The 21,114-nt window shown below is 38.2% G+C and carries 16 protein-coding genes; 8 read left to right on the top strand and 8 right to left on the bottom strand.

Features of this window, described 5'->3' with window-relative positions; genetic code table 11:
- The first annotated feature begins 41 nt into the window (after positions 1–41).
- Positions 42–1,436 carry a tetratricopeptide repeat protein gene (locus F981_RS15420; RefSeq protein ID WP_004723104.1) on the top strand — a complete coding sequence of 465 codons (1,395 nt, stop codon included), beginning with the start codon at positions 42–44 and terminating at the stop codon, positions 1,434–1,436.
- A gap of 131 nt (positions 1,437–1,567) precedes the next feature.
- Here F981_RS15420 and F981_RS15415 read toward each other — a convergent pair whose 3' ends face one another.
- Complete coding sequence (locus F981_RS15415) at positions 1,568–2,020, bottom strand: hypothetical protein (protein ID WP_004723101.1); 453 nt, start codon at positions 2,018–2,020, stop codon at positions 1,568–1,570.
- Positions 2,021–2,189: 169 nt separating this feature from the next.
- Here F981_RS15415 and F981_RS15410 point away from each other — a divergent pair, with 169 nt between their 5' ends.
- Positions 2,190–2,687: an RcnB family protein gene (locus F981_RS15410; RefSeq protein ID WP_004723098.1), complete on the top strand. Its 498-nt coding sequence runs from the start codon at positions 2,190–2,192 to the stop codon at positions 2,685–2,687.
- Between the two features lie 154 nt (positions 2,688–2,841).
- On the opposite strand, the gene F981_RS15405 is transcribed toward F981_RS15410, so the two are convergent.
- Positions 2,842–3,336 (bottom strand): phosphate-starvation-inducible protein PsiE, encoded by a 495-nt coding sequence (locus tag F981_RS15405; protein WP_004723097.1) that lies wholly within the window; start codon positions 3,334–3,336, stop codon positions 2,842–2,844.
- 176 nt (positions 3,337–3,512) lie between these two features.
- Between F981_RS15405 and F981_RS15400 the strand changes: the two genes are divergently transcribed.
- Both F981_RS15400 and F981_RS15395 read left to right on the top strand, forming a co-directional pair.
- The gene (locus F981_RS15400; protein ID WP_004723094.1) at positions 3,513–3,926 is read left to right on the top strand and encodes a hypothetical protein; all 414 of its coding nucleotides are present in this window, start codon (positions 3,513–3,515) and stop codon (positions 3,924–3,926) included.
- Between the two features lie 10 nt (positions 3,927–3,936).
- Positions 3,937–4,563, top strand: coding sequence for an FMN-binding negative transcriptional regulator (locus tag F981_RS15395; protein WP_004723091.1), 627 nt, complete (start codon positions 3,937–3,939; stop codon positions 4,561–4,563).
- Between the two features lie 221 nt (positions 4,564–4,784).
- On the opposite strand, the gene F981_RS15390 is transcribed toward F981_RS15395, so the two are convergent.
- From F981_RS15390 to F981_RS15365, 5 genes are all read right to left on the bottom strand, one after another.
- On the bottom strand, positions 4,785–6,566 hold the full coding sequence (locus tag F981_RS15390) for an acyl-CoA dehydrogenase C-terminal domain-containing protein (RefSeq protein ID WP_004723090.1): 1,782 nt from the start codon (positions 6,564–6,566) through the stop codon (positions 4,785–4,787).
- Positions 6,567–6,758: 192 nt separating this feature from the next.
- The gene (locus F981_RS15385; protein ID WP_016539580.1) at positions 6,759–8,561 is read right to left on the bottom strand and encodes an acyl-CoA dehydrogenase C-terminal domain-containing protein; all 1,803 of its coding nucleotides are present in this window, start codon (positions 8,559–8,561) and stop codon (positions 6,759–6,761) included.
- Between the two features lie 471 nt (positions 8,562–9,032).
- The gene (locus tag F981_RS15380) at positions 9,033–9,482 is read right to left on the bottom strand and encodes a hypothetical protein (protein ID WP_016539581.1); all 450 of its coding nucleotides are present in this window, start codon (positions 9,480–9,482) and stop codon (positions 9,033–9,035) included.
- Between the two features lie 982 nt (positions 9,483–10,464).
- Entirely contained in the window at positions 10,465–12,111 is a 1,647-nt protein-coding gene (locus F981_RS15370; RefSeq protein WP_004723082.1) for an acyl-CoA synthetase, read from the bottom strand.
- A 236-nt stretch (positions 12,112–12,347) separates the two neighbouring features.
- The gene (locus F981_RS15365; RefSeq protein ID WP_035371711.1) at positions 12,348–13,403 is read right to left on the bottom strand and encodes an AraC family transcriptional regulator; all 1,056 of its coding nucleotides are present in this window, start codon (positions 13,401–13,403) and stop codon (positions 12,348–12,350) included.
- Between the two features lie 136 nt (positions 13,404–13,539).
- On the opposite strand from F981_RS15365, the gene F981_RS15360 reads away from it, so the two are divergent.
- The 3 genes from F981_RS15360 to F981_RS15350 are packed head-to-tail and all read left to right on the top strand — an operon-like array spanning position 13,540 to position 17,833.
- Positions 13,540–15,294: a neutral/alkaline non-lysosomal ceramidase N-terminal domain-containing protein gene (locus F981_RS15360; protein ID WP_004723079.1), complete on the top strand. Its 1,755-nt coding sequence runs from the start codon at positions 13,540–13,542 to the stop codon at positions 15,292–15,294.
- Between the two features lie 12 nt (positions 15,295–15,306).
- The gene (locus F981_RS15355) at positions 15,307–16,620 is read left to right on the top strand and encodes a D-arabinono-1,4-lactone oxidase (protein WP_004723078.1); all 1,314 of its coding nucleotides are present in this window, start codon (positions 15,307–15,309) and stop codon (positions 16,618–16,620) included.
- A 52-nt stretch (positions 16,621–16,672) separates the two neighbouring features.
- Positions 16,673–17,833, top strand: coding sequence for an alanine racemase (locus tag F981_RS15350; RefSeq protein ID WP_004723077.1), 1,161 nt, complete (start codon positions 16,673–16,675; stop codon positions 17,831–17,833).
- Between the two features lie 44 nt (positions 17,834–17,877).
- Here the strand turns inward: F981_RS15350 and F981_RS15345 are convergent, their stop codons facing one another.
- Positions 17,878–18,936, bottom strand: coding sequence for a hypothetical protein (locus F981_RS15345; RefSeq protein WP_004723076.1), 1,059 nt, complete (start codon positions 18,934–18,936; stop codon positions 17,878–17,880).
- Positions 18,937–19,191: 255 nt separating this feature from the next.
- Here F981_RS15345 and thrS point away from each other — a divergent pair, with 255 nt between their 5' ends.
- A complete protein-coding gene (gene thrS, locus F981_RS15340; RefSeq protein ID WP_004723075.1) occupies positions 19,192–21,114 on the top strand; it encodes a threonine--tRNA ligase in 1,923 nt (640 codons plus the stop codon).

Here is a 21,114-nt window from a genome sequence, read left to right as displayed (position 1 = left end):
TAAAGCTTGGTAGATTTTTTAATAACAAACCTGAGCTTTAAATGAAAACATTACAAACATCATTTTTAAAATCATTACTTACACTGGGTCTGTTTATTTCACCACTTAGTTTTGCAGAGAATGCTTTAGTAGTTCAAGCAAAAACATTGCAAACAGGTAGTCCCACTGTCTCAATCAATATTGACAAAGCCATTCAATTATTCAGACAAGCTGCAGATCAAGGTGATGCAGAGGCTTATTTTCTACTTTCAAAATATTATTCTAATTCAGCAGATTATCGTTTTTTACCTGAAAATAGTCATTTATATAAACAGCTGCGTTTGGAAGCTGCTCAACGTGGTAATTTTGATGCATATTTATCATTAGATTTAGAAGCGGGTATAACTGAAGGTTTTGGTATTTCTAATGATATCAGGCAAAAACTAACAAAAATTCGTCCACAAATTTTAAAACTTGCTGAACAAGGTGATGTTGAAGCCATACGTACATTCGTGCTTGCATTAGACAATGGGAATGATGATTACAGTGATGAACAGTGTAAATGGTTATATAAAGCAGTACAGCAGGGGGATTTATTAAGGGCGGGGTATAGTATCCAAAATTGCTCAGAAAATATTCTAAAAAAAATAGGTGCCAAGACGAAAGCTGCGTATGAAAAGGACCATAAAGACAGTGATTTAGCTCATTTTCAAATGCTTCAGAAACTTTCTAATCAAGGTGATATTGGAGCAAAAATAAAATTACTTGAAAATTATGCTGCTGACTCATACTTGTCAGAAAAGGATATTAAACTGCTTGAAAATGGAATTTTAGCACACTATGAAAAACAAGCTTCCAAAGGGGCAAGTGATGCGTACTTGATGCTTGCATTAAAAAAAGATGCGGATAAAGATAAGCAGAATTTGTATCTAAAAGCTGCGCAATTAAATAATCATGTGGCATTAACAGAACTTGGATCTGACTATTTATGGTCAGATGATGAAAAACAAATAGATATTAACAAAGGTTTAATTTATTTAAAAAAAGCTGCGGCTCAAAACGATCCTGATGCAATAAATTATCTCGGTGTTTGGTACTATAACGAAGAAAATGAAGGCTATGATGAAGCACTTGCGCAAAAATATTTTAAACAAGCTGCTCAACTAGGGTCTGTCAATGCAATGGATAATTTGGCACGCATCGAAGATGAACCAGAAGATTATCGTTGGGCTGTTTTGGCTTATGAAAATGGATCATCTGAAGAAGATACGCAAAGTAAAGCCCTAGAAGCGTATCAAACAGGTAAGGGCACAACTAAAGATCCGATCAAAGCGAGAAATCTAAAAACATATATTCAAATGCGAGCCCAGTTCAACAATAATTTAGGTGGCTTGATTGAAAGCATCAATAATGATGCTGAGCGTACTGAAACTGAATCTAAGAACCGAAAAAGATAAACTCAGTTCTTCAACCTTAGTGTTGATCAGTTAAGCATTTTTAAAACCTCCCCCTTCAAAGTAAGCTATGCTTGTCGCTGCGAAGGGGACGGTTAACGAATTGAAATGTGTGCTTAGCTGTCGCTTTCTATTTAGTTTTTTGGATTTGGTGGCACTAACTCATCCAAATCTTTATTTGAAATATGATCTAACTCATGTAAATCAGTTTTGATTTTCCATTTGCTTTCATCATCTACAGGTTTTGGTAAACGTGCCTCTAACCAGTCACACACCACATCGGGTGAAAAATCTGCATGGTTACATTGAATCACCCAAGCTAAAAATTGTTTCGCTTCACCATTCATATACGGAGGAGGAGAAACGGGTAAAAACTGAGTCGGAAGACGTTCATTTTTAGAAATATAATTTAGAACGTGACCAAGTTCTTGCACAGTTTGCCATGCTAAAGGGTGGTCAATATTGATTTGAAATTTAAACCACCATGCTTGTTTGCCATCTGAACCATAGCTATCAATAAATGCCTCTTGCACACTTGGGATTTTGCAAAAAAATTGATGTAAACGATCAAAGCTCAGTTCAGCCACAATACAGCACTCATCAGATTAAAATTATATTTTATCAGATTGATGTCAGAATTTACCCAAGTTGATGTATAAACAATAAAGAAGATTAAATTTCGACTGTAATTCATCCATTATTTATCTTGAATGATGGATTAAGCTGTTGTGTATACGTTCAAGTTTGGAGGTTGAAATGAAACAGATACTCAGTTTAAGTGTCTTGATGTTGATGCTTTCAGTGACTTCAACAATGACATGGGCAGATGCTAAAGATTGGGCGAATTATCGCAGTGTTGAGCGCCCTCAAAAGAAATATCCAACAACGACTTATAAATATACAGATCAATATGGCCGCCAAATGTCACAGGAGATTCCTGTTCGACCTCAATACCAGCATCCCTATCCAACGTACCCAAGTTATCCGAACAGGCCCTATCCGCATCCAAATGGCCCACACCCAAGTTACCCACCACAAAATGGTGTGACGATTATTTATAATCACCAGTTTCCAACCCGGACGGAGTATTCAGGTAGCAGTTATGGTTATGTAAATGGGGAGGGTGGTCATATAGAAAGTTCGCAATATACATTGATTAGTGATTGGCGCCGTTATGGTTTACCTGATCCGCAGGTTGGTATGCATTGGATTTTCCAGAATGGTCGTTATTTACAAGTGCCCAATGATCGCTGAACGTGATTTAAAAGCATCATCATGATCAATAGCAATGTATTAAATTTTCAACACATTTAAAAAAGTCCCTTCTCCTCTATGTCTTGCGCTTGCATAAGGAATTTCTTTAATTTTGTTTAGAGAGAAGGGTAAGCGTATGAATCAAGACAAGAGACTAAGCTAGTTCATCATCTTCTGGTCGTGGTGTTTTGCCATGAGGTAATGATTTTTCAGTATGTTTATCACGAATGACAGAAGGATATGTCCAAGATGCATATCTCACGATCAAAATTGCAATGGCTAAAATTAAAACCGATCCCGTAATAATCACTAAATCCATATCTGCTTTATGGTCATGCTGAATATCTGAAATTAGTAATCGCGTGAGTGCGGTGATTGCGATATAAATTAAGAAACGTACAGGCATGTGGTTGGTCTTAAAATAGATCCCCACCATTGCACCTAATTCCAAATAGATGAATAACAATAAAATATCGTCAATGCTGGCGTATTGTTTCACGGTTAAAATTTCAATAATTGTATGTACCGCTGACCAAGCGATCATACAGCCAATGATAAACAGCGCAATATAATGAAATGCTTCTACTGCAATATTGCCCAATTTATCGAGGAGGTTTTCTATTTTTTCTATACGTGGATCTTTATTCATAACATCCTCCATTTGTGCGTACTATTTATGATTAAACACTATGCAAATTTCATGCACATGAAAAGCGAAGTGAAATGTTTATGGCGAATAAATCACAACGATTTAATTAAGAAATTGATCATTTCATCTGATTAGTCTATAGATAGATTATTTTCAATACAATTAAAGGAATAACAATGTATTTGTACCGACCAATTGGGCTTTTTGAATATCAATTGATTGCAAAGAGTGGCTTTAAAAATTTCCCACCAAGATTGTATTGGCAACCTATTTTCTATCCTGTTTTAAATCAGAAGTATGCTGAAAAAATTGCTTTAGATTGGAATACCAAAGATCAAGCAAGTGGTTATATTGGCTATGTCACACGGTTTGAACTGAATGATGAGTATCTGGCTCAGTTTGAAATACATACGGTTGGTGATGATTTTTGTCAGGAGTTATGGATTCCAGCTGAGCGACTAGACGAGTTTAATCAGCAAATTATAGGGAAAATTGAAGTGGTTAATATTTTTAAAGGTGAAGCTTTTACTGAAGATGCTGAATTACCTGAAATATTTAAAACTAGTCCAGATGGCTCGAAAGAGTATTAGGAAATAAAACATGTATCTTCCTACTCATTTTAAACAAGAGAATCTCCCTGAACTTTTCGATTTAATTGAAAAAAATCCATTGGGAAGTTTGATGGTTAATTATGACGGTGAAATTGAAGCGAACCATATTCCTTTTGAACTGGATCGGTCAGCTGGCAAGACTGGATTGTTACGTGGACATATCGCCAAAGCCAACCCTTTATTTACCTTGTTAGAACAGGTTCGATCGGCTTATGTGATTTTCCATGCTGAGCAAAGTTATATTTCACCGAATTGGTATCCAGGGAAATTTGAGCATCATCGGGAAGTACCGACATGGAATTATCGTGTTGTGCATGTGAAGGGAACAATTCGAAAAATAGATGATGAAAAATATTTGCGGGGTATTTTGGCGCGATTGACTCGTCAGCATGAAGCACCGCAGGCGGTACCTTGGAAAATGGGGGATGCGCCCAATGATTATATCGCTGCTTTATTACAGGAAATTGTGGCGATTGAAATCGAAATAGATTCAATCGTAGGGAAATTTAAAGTCAGTCAAAATCGCAGTACTGTGGATGCCACAAGTGCGGCAAATGCTTTACAAAACCAATCTCCAGAGATGGCTGAATCAATTCGGAAGTTTTATCCAAAGTAAGATTTTCTGATGTAACTTGATTTATATTGCGATCAACTTTTATAGCCACACGATATAATTGCACCATCCTTGATTTTAAGATGCATAGAAAAGCAAACCTAACGGCTTTATGACATTCAAGAGATATAGATCAGTAGGTGTTCTAAAAAAAGCATCAGTTGCAAATAAAAAACGCCCGAATCATCGGGCGTTTTAATGTTTTATTTCAGTTGATGATGAAATTAAGCTTGATTAGTAAAATAATCTTCGCTGAAATTCATAATAACTTCTGCACCTGCTTTGATTTTAGCAACACGTGCATTTAAATCAGGCAAGAGGCGTTGGATGAAGTAATGAGTCAATGCAAGTTTGTCTTGATAGAATTGACCTTGCTTATTTTTTGCAGCATTGGCAATACGAGCAAACATATAAGAGAAGCTTAATAAGCCAACAACATGCAGATACTCTACTGCCGCAGCATTTGCGAAATCAGCATTTTCTTTTGCACGTTCTAAAATATGCTGCGTAATCATATCTACTTCAGTTGCAATATCTAAAGTCGCATCTTTAATGAAGTTTAAGTCGGTATCTAGACCATTGGCAAAATCACGGATCTCTTCAATATATTCAGCAATGAATTCACCATTACATTTAATTGTTTTACGACCAATTAAATCTTGTGACTGAACGCCGTTGGTACCTTCATAGATTTGCGCGATACGTAAGTCACGTACACACTGTTCCATGCCCCATTCACGAATATAGCCATGACCACCAAACACCATTTGCGCATCGATTGCAGCATTAAACGCGGTGTCTGTTAAATAGGCTTTGGCAATTGGCGTCAATAATGCAACACGATTATTTGCCTTCGCTACAGCTTCAGGATCGGTTGAAAATTTAGTAATGTCGAGTTGTTGACCAACATAGACTGCAAATGCACGAGAAGCTTCATTGTTGGCACGTGCATTGAGTAACATACGACGTACATCACCATGTACAAGGATGCTGTCAGCAGGTTTGTTTGGAGATTTAACACCTGTCGCACTACGGCCTTGTACGCGATCAGTCGCATATTGTGCTGCATTTTGGTATGCATATTCAGAAGCGCCTAGGCCTTGAATACCCATTGACAAGCGTTCGTAATTCATCATCACGAACATTGCTGCAAGCCCTTCATTTTCTTTACCAACAAGGAAACCTTTGGCTGCATCAAAGTTCATGACACATGTTGCAGACGCTTTGATCCCCATTTTGTGTTCAATTGAACCAGGACCAGCTGTATTACGTTCGCCCAATGAACCATCAGCATTGACGAGGAATTTAGGCACGATAAAGAGTGAGATACCACGTGAACCCGCAGGTGCATCAGGTGTTTTTGCTAAAACAAGGTGAATGATGTTGTCAGCAAGATCGTGATCACCACCAGTAATAAAGATTTTAGTACCAGTAATGTTATATGTACCATCTTGATTAGGTTCAGCTTTAGTTTTGATAATCCCTAAATCTGTACCTGCATGAGGTTCAGTTAAACACATCGTACCAGACCATTCACCTGAATAGATTTTAGGTAAATAGGTTTCTTTCTGTTCTTGAGATGCATAGCTATTTAAAGCCATACCAGCACCGACAGAGAGAAGCGGGTAGAGCATGAATGATGGATTGGTAGCAAATAACATTTCATCTGCAAGTACAGTCAGCATTTTTGGCATTGCCTGACCGCCCCATTCCTCTTCAGCACCTAGGCCAATCCAACCGCCTTCAGCGTATTGTTGGAATGCTTCTTTAAAACCAGCAGGTGTCGTGACTTTGCCATTTTCATAATGAGCGCCTTCTTCATCACCTGTACGGTTTAAAGGAAGCGTAACATTTTGTGCAAATTTAGCCATTTCTTCTAAAATTGCTTCAGCCGTTGCTGCATCAACATGTGCAAGCTTTTCGTTGGCTTGCCAGAATTGCTCTGCATTGAAAACGTCATTCAGAATGAATTTCATATCTGCAAGTGGCGCATTATAAATTGGCATGTTCGTTCACCTGTTTATTGTTTGAATCTGTAGACTTAGATCAGTTTAACCAACAAGCATGTATGTTGTTAGATGGTCTAAGTAAATAACGCTCTATTTATAAAGAAAAAGGACTGCCAAAGCTATGACCGTCCTTTCTCTATTTCTGCACTCTTGAGTACAGTTTTCTAAATACCTAGCTCAGCATTCTACTTAGAATGCGAAGTCTTCAGCATCTAATGACATCAATGGATCTAAGCCACCCGCGATCACGTCAACATGTGAACGAACGCGTGGTAAGATTTTCTTGAAGTAGAAACGAGCAGTCTTAATTTTTGCGTTATAGAAGCCAGTTTCAGTAGAGCCTTCAGCAAGTTTTTGTTGAGCAACAAGCGCCATACGAGCCCATAAGAATGCAAGCGTTACATAACCAGAGAAGTATAGGTAGTCAACCGCAGCTGCGCCTACTTCATCTGGATTTTGCATAGCTTTCATACCGATTTGCATGGTTAAATCACCCCACTCTTTGTTAAGAGCAGCAAGTGGTTCAACAAATTCTTTCAGGTCAGCATTGTCTTTGTTTGCTTCCGCAAATTTATGGATGATCTTGGTGAAGTCTTTCAACATCGCACCTTGAGTACCTAATACTTTACGGCCTAACAAATCAAGTGCTTGGATTTCAGTTGTACCTTCGTATAAGCAAGAGATACGTGTATCACGTACAATTTGCTCCATACCGTGTTCAGAAATAAAGCCGTGACCACCAAATACTTGTACACCATGCTTCGCTGATTCAGAACCTGTCTCAGTTAAGAACGCTTTCGCAATCGGTGTTAATAATGACAAGATATTGTCAGCAAATTTACGATCTTCTTCAGTGACACCTTGCTCTACGATATCTGCATATTGAGATAAGAAGTAAACCAATGCACGGCCACCTTCAGCAAATGCTTTTTGTGTCATTAACATGTTACGTACAGCTGGGTGAACAATGATTGGATCAGCTTCTTTCTCTGGTGTTTTAGGACCAGAAAGTGAACGCATTGCCAAACGATCTTTCGCATATGCAAGTGCACCTTGGAAAGACGATTCAGATGCTGTTAAACCTTGAACAGCCGTACCAATACGCGCAGTGTTCATGAAGGTAAACATTGCATGTAAACCACGGTTTTCAGGTCCAATTAAGAAACCTTTTGCGTTATCAAAATTGATCACACAAGTTGCATTACCGTGGATACCCATTTTGTGTTCAATTGAACCACAACGTACTGCATTACGGTCTGCAATAGAGCCATCTGCATTTACATTGAACTTAGGTACGATGAATAACGAGATACCTTTAGTGCCTTTAGGTGCGCCTGGTAGACGCGCCAAAACGATGTGAACGATGTTGTCCGCCATATCGTGTTCACCAGCAGAGATAAAGATTTTCTCGCCAGAAATTGCATAGCTCCCATCTGCTTGTGGCTCAGCTTTAGAACGGATAATCCCTAAGTCAGAACCTGCATGAGATTCTGTTAAACACATGGTACCAGTCCATTCACCTGAAACAAGTTTAGGTAAATATGTTGCTTTTTGCTCAGCAGAACCATGATGCTCAATTGTACGAACCGCACCATGTGAAAGACCTGGGTACATACCCCACGCCCAGTTTGCAGAACCCACCATTTCAGAAATAGCAGTTGCTAAAGAACCTGGTAAACCTTGACCGCCATGTTCTTCTGGAACTGAAAGAGAAGGGAAGCCTAATTCTACATATTTGTCATACGCTGCTTTAAAGCCTGTAGGCGTAGTCACTACACCATCATTCCATTTACAGCCTTCACTGTCACCGATTTGGTTAAGTGGAGATAATTCATTTTCACAGAAATCCGCGCCAGCTTCTAAATATTGATCAATCAATTCACGGCTTACGGTTTCTTGGAATGCAGGGAGTTTCGCGTAATGTTCTTCAGCATTTAATAATTCATGCAAAACGAAGTGCATATCACGTAAGGGTGCTTTGTATTGTGGCATATCGGTTTCCTCAATACTGGTTAAACCAGATTTATAATCTTCATAAATACGATGTGTGTCTTCTATGACACATATTTGTTCCGCTACATCGTGCAACATCTTATAGTGACGTACAAGTATTTCATGGTTATTTCTCTGTGACTGTAAAGTCAAAGAAAAAAGGCTTGAAAGCTGTAAGTGCATTGAGTGTAAACACTTTTGATTGAAAAATAAGGATACAAATAGTCAAAATCGTAAAAACTTGTGTCCAATAAAATGCCAGTCAAAATATGACGGAAATGCCATTTATATTTTTAAAATGTAGCAAAAGATTGAAGTGCAGACTTGATCTTGGATGAGGCGTGATTGAATGTGTGGTTAAAACTATAGATATTTAGAACGTTTTTAGTTTTTTTAACGCAATATGATTCTGAATGATTTAAACCAATAGACGCACTGCATGTTTTGTTAATGGTGATATTTTTATGGCAATCACTCGCCCCAAAGCCGATCCACAATGTCTTCTACCGAATATTCAAAGTATCGTCCTGCTTGATCTTTATTGCGTTGAAACAATTGATGCTTAAATGCTTTAAAATTGAGTTTTATAAAGTTATAGAAATACCCGCCTGAGAAAATGGTGCGGAGGTAAAAAGCATTGATGAATTCATTTGCATGTTGAGTATTAAAATCTGAGCTTTTAATCCGCTGGACGATTTCAGTAAGTTCTTGTTTTGAAATATTGTGGATGATTTTAGGCCCAGGTAGGCAAATATCAAAGCTTAAATTTTCGATGCCTTCGGCTTCCCACCACTCCCAAAGATCATATTGAGAAATGTCTTTACTGGTAATTTCTGTGAGCTTTTCACTGAGTTTTTGATATTCAAGCGAATCTTCATCACCAAACTTATCGCAATAGTTTAGGGTCTGTTGCCATTTCATAAATGGCTTGCGTTGTAGGTTAAAATTGAGCAGGCAAGGCATGAAACGAAGAGAATAGCGAGACTATTTTCGAGTTTCATAACGAAGGCTGAGATAATTTTAGCCACAACCCTGAGCAAGAACAAAGCACTGCTTTGTTTGCAGCGCAAGGAGCCGCCGGGACTAGCGTGTTTTTTGCCGCTACGTCGTTACGAACTACTCATTTAGAATGACTAAATTTCGTATTTCGCGCCTAGTATCGCCTAAAAAACACACGTAGTCGCAAACATAGACGAATTGTCAATAGACCCTAGGTAATTGGCAATCAATTCGAGCACAGTTGGATAAAGTTGTTGTGCTGTTTCGAAATCGGGTTCTATTTCTGTACGAAGTTTATTCATTGCTAAGTATTAGAGCTCTTGCGAAAATAAGCTTTGGGACGATTTTTAAATGTGGTTAAGCATTATTAACTATGAAAATTTTACCATTACATAGAAATTAAGTGTATGAAGATCAAGTTTGCAATGCCACGCTTTACATTTCAAGTTTAAATCGCTTTGCGTAGGCGATGCCAAACCTTGCGCTGCAAACAAAGCAGTGCTTTGTTTTTGCTCATGGGTGAGGGGCACGTCCTGTACCCCCACCCAACATGGCGACTCACGATAGAAAGACCATCTATGTTTCATCAATATTTAAAAGTATGCAAGTATTGAATGCTGATTTTTGACTATAGCCAATTTCTAAAAGTTCTATCACAAAAATACCCTGTAAAATACCATTTTGTATGGCTTTAGAGTGTGCCAATAAATTAAGTAATCAGATATAACGCAAGAAGTCTATTTTACCGTATAAATTAGGGTCAGAAAAAATCATGAGCTTATCAAAGTAACTTTATATTTGAATTTAATCAGTATTTTTCGTGTCCTCTCCTTTAGACAATCAACTTTGCTTAAACAAACCAAAGGTGATTTCTATTTAGGAGGGGAATAATGAAAGATAAAAATTACTGAAACTCACCCACTGAGCGCTCTTTTGCCCAGTCACGTAAGATAAATTTTTGTAATTTACCTGTCGATGTTTTTGGAATCTCACAAATCACTACACTTTTAGGGACTTTAAAGCGTGCCAAATGCTGTTTGCAGAATTCAATCACCTCTTCAGGTGTGGTTTCTGCACCTTGTTTAAGTTCTATAAAGGCACAAGGAACTTCTTGCCAACGTGGATCGGGTTGCGCAACCACTGCCGCAGTCATAATTGCAGGATGAGTATAAAGAACCTCTTCAACTTCTAAAGATGAGATATTTTCACCACCTGAAATAATGATGTCTTTTGAACGGTCCATAATTTTTGCATAACCATCGGGCTGGCAAACCGCTAAATCACCAGTATGAAACCAGCCACCTTTAAAGGCTTCTTCTGTGGCTTTGGTATTTTTTAAATAACCTTTCATGACAATGTTGCCACGGAACATAATTTCTCCCATGGTCTTGCCATCATTAGGCACAGGTTGCATCGTTTCAGCATCCAACACACGCATACCATCTTGTAATGGATAAGGTACACCTTGGCGCGAGTGTAATTGTGCTTGCTCTTGAATAGACAGGTCACTCCAACCTGCTTGAGATGCACATAATGCAGAAGGGCCATAAGTTTCAGTGAGACCATAGACATGATTGACTTGAATACCAATATGATGCATTCCTTCAATAATTGCTGCAGGCGGTGCAGCACCAGCCACCATTACTTCTACATGATGTTCAAATTTAATTTGTTGTTCTTTCGGGGTGTTGATCAACATCGATAAGACAATCGGTGCACCACAGAAATAGTCAACTTTGTATTGATCAATAAGTTGATAAACCAACTCAGGATCAATTTTACGTAAGCAGATATTGGTACCGCCATTGGCTGCAACAGTCCAAGCAAAACACCAACCATTGCAATGGAATAGCGGAAGTGTCCATAAATATTTACAACGTGGTGTCATACCACAGGCGATGATATTACTGGCTGCATTGATATAAGCACCACGATGGTGATAAACCACACCTTTCGGATTGCCTGTAGTGCCAGAGGTATAATTTAGACTAATCGCATCCCATTCATCCTGAGGTAAATGCCACTCAAAATCTGCATCACCACTTTTCAGCCAATCCTCATATTCAATTTGACCAATACGTGCTGTAGCATCATTGTTTTCGTATTCCTCATCTGCAACATCAATGATATAGATGTGTTGAGCAATAAGCGCTACCGCTTCTTTAGCCAAAGCCGCAAACTCAGGGTCAACCAAAAGAACTTTGGTTTCAGCATGCTCTAACATAAACGCAATGGTTTTGGCATCTAAACGAGTATTCAGCGTATTTAAAACAGCACCAGCCATAGGGACTGCAAAATGCGCTTCGACCATCGCAGGGATATTGGGTAAAAGAACAGAAACGGTATCGTTTTTTTGAATCCCCAGATTTTGTAATTGATGGGCAAATTGACGACAACGGGTATAGGTGTCACGCCAAGAGATATGACGAGCACCATGTACAATCGCATCTTGATTTGGATAAATGTAGGCTGCACGCTCTAGATAACGTAAAGGTGATAATGCTACAAAGTTTGCAGGGGTTCGTGGTAATTGATCATAGGCACTGACCATGTTTAGCTCCATCTATATTTGTTCTAATTTCCGTGTTTAAAAGATATGCATAAGCCTGTCAGAATTCATTTAGGCTTTAGTCGAGTACTCCAGCTAAATATGCATCGTTATACATCTTTACCCTTATTTAAATATTTTTTGGAATATTTAATTTATTGAATTAAATTAATATTTTGTAAGCTTAATATAAATATTAACCCTGATTTTATGCAGAATCTTATTTCAAACCACGTCATTCAAATACGAATAACTGAACCCAACAGTTTCGCTTTTTTGTATTCCGTTGGCGAAGATCCAGTCCATTTTTTAAACGCACGACGAAATTCTCTTAACTCACTAAAACCAAGATTGAAACTGATTTCACTCATCGATTGATTTTCTTCAATCCACTGTTTGGCTTTTTTTTCTAACACTTGTTGCTTTAATAACTGAAAATTTAGCCCTTCATTGAGTAGTAAACGCCGTAAATGGCGTTCGCTAAAATGAAAATATTGCGCTGCTTGTTGCATATCAAAGCGTTCAGGTAGATGGCTTTCAACCAAATGTGCTAACACTTTTGCCAAACTGTGTTGATTCATTTGATCAAATTGTTTTAAAGCTTGATCACAAATCAGAATTGCACTTTGATAATTGACAGGACTATAGTTTTTGAGGCTTCTCGACAAGAGTGTTTTGTTAAATCGGATGACATTTTTAGCCGTTTTAAAATAAATTGGACAATTGAAAATTCTTTGATAATCATTGATATATGCTGAATGATCATAGCTCAGTTCCAAGCTGATTAACTCATAGCTATGGTCTAGCATCATATTGACACAGGTAATAATACTGGCAAAAACTTCATCACAGAAAAATGCTTTTAGCTCACCACAGTTACTTCGCTCAGAAAGTTCAATTTCACAATAATCATCAACAAGATTGACGGTTAAATCTAAGACACTGCCTGAAATGGGATGATAGTGCAGTGCGGTCTCCAATGCTTCAGCCACCGTTTTACAGGCTTGCATGGCAAAGCCCAAAATACCAATTGAAATCTGACCTTCACTACTGCCCAGCAATAAACCTAAATTTTGTTGCTGGGTATCTTTAACTGCGAGATGAATAACCTCACAGAGTTCTGAAAAACCAACAAAACCATGCCCTTGGCGAATTTGTTCCAAGTCTAAATTTTGTGCTGCGAACCAATTGTCATATTGCCAGTGTTGTTGTTCTGCATAATGAACCAAACTCGTCAGTATCATTGGTGGAATATAAAATTGAGTATTGGCAATTTCCTTTTGCTGCAAGCTCATAAAGTCCGCTTCGCCCCCCATATTATTGTTGCTTTTACCCTAGTTGGTATCGCATATTTTTGATTAAGATTCAATCTACTTCTGGTATTCGCTGATATAAATTCGCTGACATAAAAAAGATAAAGGATGACTGCATATGTTTATGGTGGGTTGGGATAAACAAGAAATAAACATTCAGCCACAAGGTTATGCCATGTTTGGTTATGGTATGTGGTCGCATCGTGCTTATCAAAAACGTACAGCATTGTTTGCTCGTACATTCACTATCCGTCGTTTAGCTTTAGAACAACCCATTATTTTTTGTTGTCTGGATTTTGGTTGTATTACTTATGCGATCCGTAGTGGTGTTGTTGAGCGCTTAAAACAACAATTAGCTGAGCAATTTAATGAACAGTATTTGGTCTTGATGGCAACTCATACTCATTCTGGCCCTGGCGGTTGTGCTTATGAAGTTCTATACAATATGCCGACCCCAGGTTTTGTTCCAGAGCATGTCGAAGCTGTAGTAAATGCGGTCATGCTCAGTATTTCCAATGCCTTAGACACTGAAAAAGAAACTGAACTTCGTTATCAACGTTGCCAATTCCCTGATGATATTCCAGTGGCATGGAATCGATCATTGCAGGCATATAATCGTAACCCCGATGTGATTCAAAGAACCGAAGCAGAAACCCATCTCGCCTTAAACCGTGAAATGCAATTAATCGGTTTTTATCGTGATGATCAATTATGTTCCTTTATTTCATTATTTGGAGTGCATGCAACCTGTTTGAGTAGTCATCTCAAAGCACATGATGGTGACAATAAAGGCTATGCTGCTGCGTTAAGTGAACATTATCTATTAACACAAGGTATTCCAAACCCTGTTGCCATTTTCGCACAAGCAACAGCAGGAGATGTCTCTCCACATTTTCATGGCCCCAAACAAGATGCGATTCGCAAGAAAATTAAGGGCGAAAGAGAATATCAATATGCTGAGCAAAATGGGCGTTATCAAAGTGAAATTGCGATTAAAGCACTGACTATACCGCTTGAAAAAAATACCAACAATGCGATGGAAGCATGTTTACTCCAAGGCAGTGTCGATGCTGTTTTATCTTATGTAGATCTGAGTCAAGTCGATGTGCCGAGTGAATTTAGTCAGGGGATACAAGGCGCTAAAACCAGTGCAGCTTGCCATGGCGTCGGCTTCTTCGGGGGAACGCCTATAGATGGTAAGGGGACACCTACAGCGATTCTTAAAGTGATGTCTTTACTTGCTAAGCGAGTACGTAAGCAACGTTTAGCAAACTCGAATTCTCTGCAGTACAGCAAATATAAAGCACTCTATGACTCACAATTCCCGAAAGAGATTGTTTTAGAAAGTCCTGACAATCAGTTGCTGGGTAAAAGTTTAGATTTTTCACCAAGCATTTTTGATCCTTTAATTGCAGAAATGAATCGCCAAGTTAAAGCAGGTGCCATTCAAGACAGCCCACTGGTTCCAAGTGTTATTCCGCTACAGATTATCCAAATTGGTCAATTAGCTTTGATTTGTTGCCCCGGAGAAATTACCACAACAGCAGGGCAACGTGTAATTCAGACTGTGGCAAAACAGTTCTCAAAGCATCGTGGTATTTCAAAGGTTGGTTTAGTGTCTTATTGCAATGATTATATGGGCTATATCACCACCAATGAAGAATATCAGCAACAAGCTTATGAAGGTGCACATACCTTATATGGTCAATGGACACATGCGGCAATTCAGTACAAATTTCAGCAATTGGCAACGCAACTGAATCTAGATAAATCTCAACGCGAATATGACCAAATCACACGGCCCGTAGCGATTCCACCACACGAAATAGAAAAAAGAACAAATCATGGCAATTTAAAAACTGCTGTACGCTAAAGGATGAGCATTATGAATCAATTGATTAATCAAGCACCGAACAAGCACAAATTAAATCAGCAAAAATGGAACAATTGGTCGGGCTATCAACAGTCTCACCCTGAGCAGATTTTAAAGCCTGACAGTCTTGATGAGTTAAAACACATTGTCCAAACCCAAGCAAAGATTCGAGTGGTGGGAGCAGGGCATTCATTTACACCTTTGGTGAGTACCGATGCAACATTGCTGTCTTTGGATGGTCTTTGTGGTGTGGATCAAGTCAATACTGAATTTGCCCAAGCCAGTATTTGGGCAGGAACACGATTATTTAATTTAGGGCAATATTTAGAACCGATGCAGCAGTCTTTAATGCAACAGGGCGATATTGACCAGCAAAGTTTAGCTGGTGCTGTTTCAACAGGAACACATGGTACAGGTGTAGGCCTACATTGTATTTCAGGTTATGTGCAAGCATTTGAATTACTTACAGCATCAGGAGAAATTATTCATTGTAATCGCCATGAAAATCCAGATATTTTTGCAGCAGGACGAGTGTCTTTAGGGAGCTTAGGGATTTTGACTAAAATCACCATGCAGAATAAACCACGCTATAAACTTAAAGAGCAAGTTAGACTGTGTGCGGTCAAAGACTTTATTCAAAATATTGACCAATGGAAAGCACAACATCGGCATATCGAATGTTTTGCATTTTCTCATGCAGATAAATTGATTTTAAAAACCTTAGATATTACTGATGATGAAATTCAACCACGCACTGAATCATGGCCATCTGAGGATACGTTATTAACCCTATGTTGCGAGTTAACCAAATCTTTTCCGGCATTGAATCCAAAACTACAAAAGCTCTTAGGCGTTTTTATTAAGCCAAGCACATTTGTTGATTGGTCAGGCAAGATTTTCCCGACACCACGTGAAACGAAATTTAATGAAATGGAATATCAGATTCCAGTTGAATTGGGGGTGGAATGTTTGCAAGCTGTTCTAGCAGCGCTAAAAAACTCAAAAGCACAAACCTTTTTCCCTGTGGAGTTTCGATTTGTCAAAGGTGATGATATTTGGTTAAGTCCGTTTTATCAGCGGGACTCTATTTCCATCTCAGTACACCAATATTATAAGCAAGCACCTAGACAATTATTTGATGAAGTTGAGTCGATTTTACAACGTTATCAGGGGCGACCACATTGGGGGAAAATGCATAGTATGACAGCAACACAACTTAAAACCCTATACCCTAAGTGGGATGCGTTTATGCAGTTGAGAGAACGACTTGATCCAAGCAGAAAGTTTTTAAACCCTTATTTAGAAAAGTTATTCTTATCTGAGTAATGGGTAAAGTTGAGTGAATGGGTAAAATTAAAATAGAGCATAAAGGTAGACTATGAACAACTTTTTTGAGCAATTAAATCGTGATTTAAAACAGTCAAATGGTGCATTACCTCGATTAATTGTTGATGATCAGGCGCTTGAACAAAATCTACAGTACGTTGCCAAAAAGCTTAAATACGCTAGCCAATTGCAACCACGTATCGTGGTAAAGTCTTTGGCATGCTTAGCATTATTAAAAACCATTAGTCTAAAGCTTTCGACTCAACGGTTTATGGTGTTTCATATGCCACAGCTTTTACCAATCCTTGAGAACTTTTCGGATGTAGATGTGTTGTTTGGGAAACCGATGCCTGTGAGTATAGTTCAGCATTTTTATGCGATGAATCAAAATTGCAGACAAGTCGATATACAATGGTTAATTGATTCTAAAGCACGTTTATTACAGTACCTTGAGGTCGCAAAACAGTTTAGTTTAAAGCTTAAAATCAATATTGAAATTGATGTGGGTTTGCATCGCGGTGGTGTTCGTTCCGATTTTGCACTCATCGAAATATTAAGATTGATTGAACAAAATCCTGAGCATTTAGTACTTGCTGGTTTGATGGGCTATGATGCCCATGTGACGAAGCTACCTTCAGTGATTAAAAAGATTGATGTCGCGTATCGAGAGTCACAAGACATTTATCAAAAGTATAAAAATATTATTCAACAGCAATTTCCACATTTATGGCGAGCTGATCTTTGTTTTAATGGTGGTGGTAGCCCTACATTTTATCTCCACGTGGAGCAAAGTGTGTGTAATGATCTTTCTTTTGGTTCGATGTTGCTTAAACCAAGTGACTTTGACAGTGATGGATTAAGTGTTTTACAAGCTGCATTATGGATTTCAACACCTGTGTTAAAAGTACTGCCATTTACCCAGTTACCTGGATTAGCCGTTTTAGATAAATTACCACATAGCTCTAAAGCCTTATTTGTTTATGGCGGATATTGGATGGCGCATTATGTTTATCCGCGAGGGATTCATCCGCATGCACTTTATGGGCGGAGTACCAATCAGGAAATGGTTAATGTGCCTAAAAACACTGAAATAGCTGTTGATGATTTTGTATTTTTAAGACCCACACAAAGCGAAGCGATTATTCCTCAATTTCATAAATTATATTGTTATAAAAATCGAGATTTTGAAGCATGGGAAACCTTTAGAGAGTAATAAAACAAAGCCGTCATACAACGGCTTTGAATGTATTTATTGGATTATTCAGCTGCATTAATAGCATCTGCGAGTGTCTGTATTGCGATTTTATTAAAATATAAATCATTATTTTCTATACCGTTTTCATAACTATTGTCATATTCTAAACGATTGCCAGGAATCACCCATTCAGTGTCATAAATTTTACCATTCATTTCAACTGCTGGGTCTACAGCATATACGTATTGACTGGTTGCTTTATCGATGGCATAAATGATATTGAGACCACCAAAGACATCCTTTTTCCAACTTTGGTTAGCATCAAGTTCCCATTTTTTTGCATAATCTTCTAATGATTTATCACCATAATCATTATCTGTATAAAAGGACAGGATTGGAGCAGTATAAATTTCCTGATCGTTAAAACCTAAACGAGCCCCTTGAGGAAAGGTGAGTGGGCTATTTTTAATTTTTTCGCCAATCTCTGGGTTTTGCCAAATTAAGTAATTAACCAAAGCATTGGGAAGATATTTATATTCTTTCTGACCTTGTGAATTAACAGTATAAGCAAACAGTTCAGAGATTTTCTTACCTGAAAGATCAACTCGTTGAGTATGGACAGACATTTGTAATTCTTTATTCATACTACATGCGTCAGTGAACATTGCAAGTTGGGCAGAGTCAGCATTTTGAGACAAAACATAACCTAGAGGGATGCCAGAACTGGTCACTGTACGCTTAAAACCAGTTTCTAATTTTGAAGGTGTTAAAATATATTCAATAAAGCCATCTGCAGTTAGGGGAATTGTATTTTTTAATAGGTTGGTATCGCTTTGATACCATACACCATCTTTTAATTGATGTGAGGAGATTACCAGTTTCTCAGTACTGTTTGCATCATATTCTGTATCAAGGAAAAATTGTTCCTCATCATAAAAACCGGAACCTTGAGTTTTAAGGTTTTTTGGAATTCCATTTACACATTTAATTTCTTCGGGTGTAGTTGGAGCAATTGATGTATTTGATGTTTGTTGATTATCGCTAGAACCACCGCCACAAGCAGTTAATGTAAAGCCAACAAGTATTGCTGAAGTAAGTTTACTTAAGTTTACCGAATTCATTTAGTTATCCATTCGTTTTATGATTTTAAAGTTACTAAAGTGTCACGGCGCGATCATAAATGAGTGCTTGGATAAAATCAAAAACTAAAATTTAGATTAATTTAAGACAAAGGTTTATAAATATTCAACAAAGGTGTAAAATTCGACACACTTTTATTTTGTTCCACCGATTTTATCTTGAGGATCTTCCTCGATCATAATCTCGCGGTGACATGCTCCATTGTACGGGGCATCACTCCTTAAGGATTTTTAAATATGCCTATTATCACATTGCCAAATGGCGATCAAAAAAGTTTTGATCAAGCTGTTTCCGTTATGGAAGTTGCTCAAAGTATTGGACCTGGACTGGCTAAAAATACAGTTGCTGGGAAAGTAAATGGTCGCTTAGTCGATGCAAGTGATTTAATTACCGAAGACTCAACCTTACAAATCATCACTCCAAAAGATCAAGACGGTGTAGAAATTATTCGTCACTCTTGTGCACACTTGGTGGGTCATGCGGTAAAACAACTCTTCCCTGAAGCAAAAATGGTGATTGGCCCTGTCATTGAAGAAGGTTTCTACTATGACATCTGGATGCCTCGTCCATTTACTTTAGATGATATGGCTGCAATCGAAGCGCGCATGAAAAAGCTCATCGATCAAGATTATGATGTCATTAAAAAAATGACACCTCGTGATGATGTGATTGCTGAGTTCACTGCACGTGGTGAAGATTATAAGTTACGTTTGATTGCTGACATGCCTGAAGAAACTCAAATGGGCTTGTACTATCATCAAGATTATTTAGATATGTGTCGTGGTCCACACGTACCGAATACTAAATTTTTAAAGTCATTCAAATTGACTAAAATCTCTGGCGCTTACTGGCGCGGTGATGCTAAGAATGAACAATTACAGCGTATTTATGGTACTGCTTGGGCAGACAAAAAAGAATTAGCAGCATATATCAAGCGTATTGAAGAAGCTGAAAAGCGTGACCATCGTAAAATTGGTAAAGCTTTAGATTTGTTCCATATGCAAGAAGAAGCACCAGGTATGGTGTTTTGGCATGCCAATGGTTGGACGATCTACCAAGTGCTTGAACAATACATGCGTAAAGTTCAACAGGACAATGGCTACCAAGAGATTAAAACACCACAAATTGTAGACTTCACTTTGTGGGAAAAATCGGGTCATGCTGCCAACTATGCAGAAAATATGTTTACGACCCATTCAGAAAGTCGTAACTATGCGGTAAAACCAATGAACTGCCCATGTCACGTTCAAGTGTTTAACCAAGGTTTAAAATCTTACCGTGATCTTCCAATTCGTTTGGCAGAGTTTGGTTCATGCCATCGTAATGAGCCATCAGGTTCGTTACATGGGATTATGCGTGTACGTGGCTTTACTCAAGATGATGCACATATTTTCTGTACAACTGAACAAATTGGTAAAGAAGTTGCAGACTTTATTAAACTGACTTTAGATGTTTATAAAGATTTTGGCTTTGAAGAAGTTCAAATGAAATTGTCTACACGTCCTGAAAAGCGTGTGGGTGCTGATGAACTTTGGGATGTTGCAGAAAAATCTTTAGCGGATGCTTTAGATGCTGCAAATCTTAAATGGGAAGAACAACCTGGTGAAGGTGCTTTCTACGGTCCGAAGATTGAATTTTCATTAAAAGACTGTTTAGGACGTATCTGGCAGTGCGGTACAATCCAGTGTGATTTTAACTTACCGTTACGTTTAGACGCTTCATATGTAACAGAAGATAACGATCGTGACCATCCTGTGATGTTACATCGTGCAATTCTTGGCAGTTTTGAACGTTTTATTGGTATACTAATTGAACACTACGCAGGCTTTATGCCACCATGGTTGGCTCCAATCCAAACATGTGTCATGAATATTACGGATTCTCAAGCGGAAGCTTGTGAGCAAGTCGTCGCAAAACTCAAAGAAAATGGAATTCGAGCAATTTCAGACTTGAGAAATGAGAAAATCGGCTTTAAGATTCGTGAGCGTACACTAGAGCGTATTCCATACCTATTGGTACTTGGAGATCGAGAAGTAGAGGAAGGGACTGTGAATGTTCGTACTCGCTCTGGAAAAAATTTAGGTACTATGTCAATAGACGCATTTATTGACCTAGTGAAAGCAGCCGTAGCCGAACGCGGCCGGTATATTGTGGAGTAA

Origin of the sequence: Acinetobacter guillouiae CIP 63.46 (genome assembly GCF_000368145.1) — a bacterium.
Lineage (GTDB): Bacteria > Pseudomonadota > Gammaproteobacteria > Pseudomonadales > Moraxellaceae > Acinetobacter > Acinetobacter guillouiae.
The sequence above is the reverse complement of the archived record's forward strand: the minus strand, read 5'-3'. Positions and strand labels throughout refer to the sequence as shown.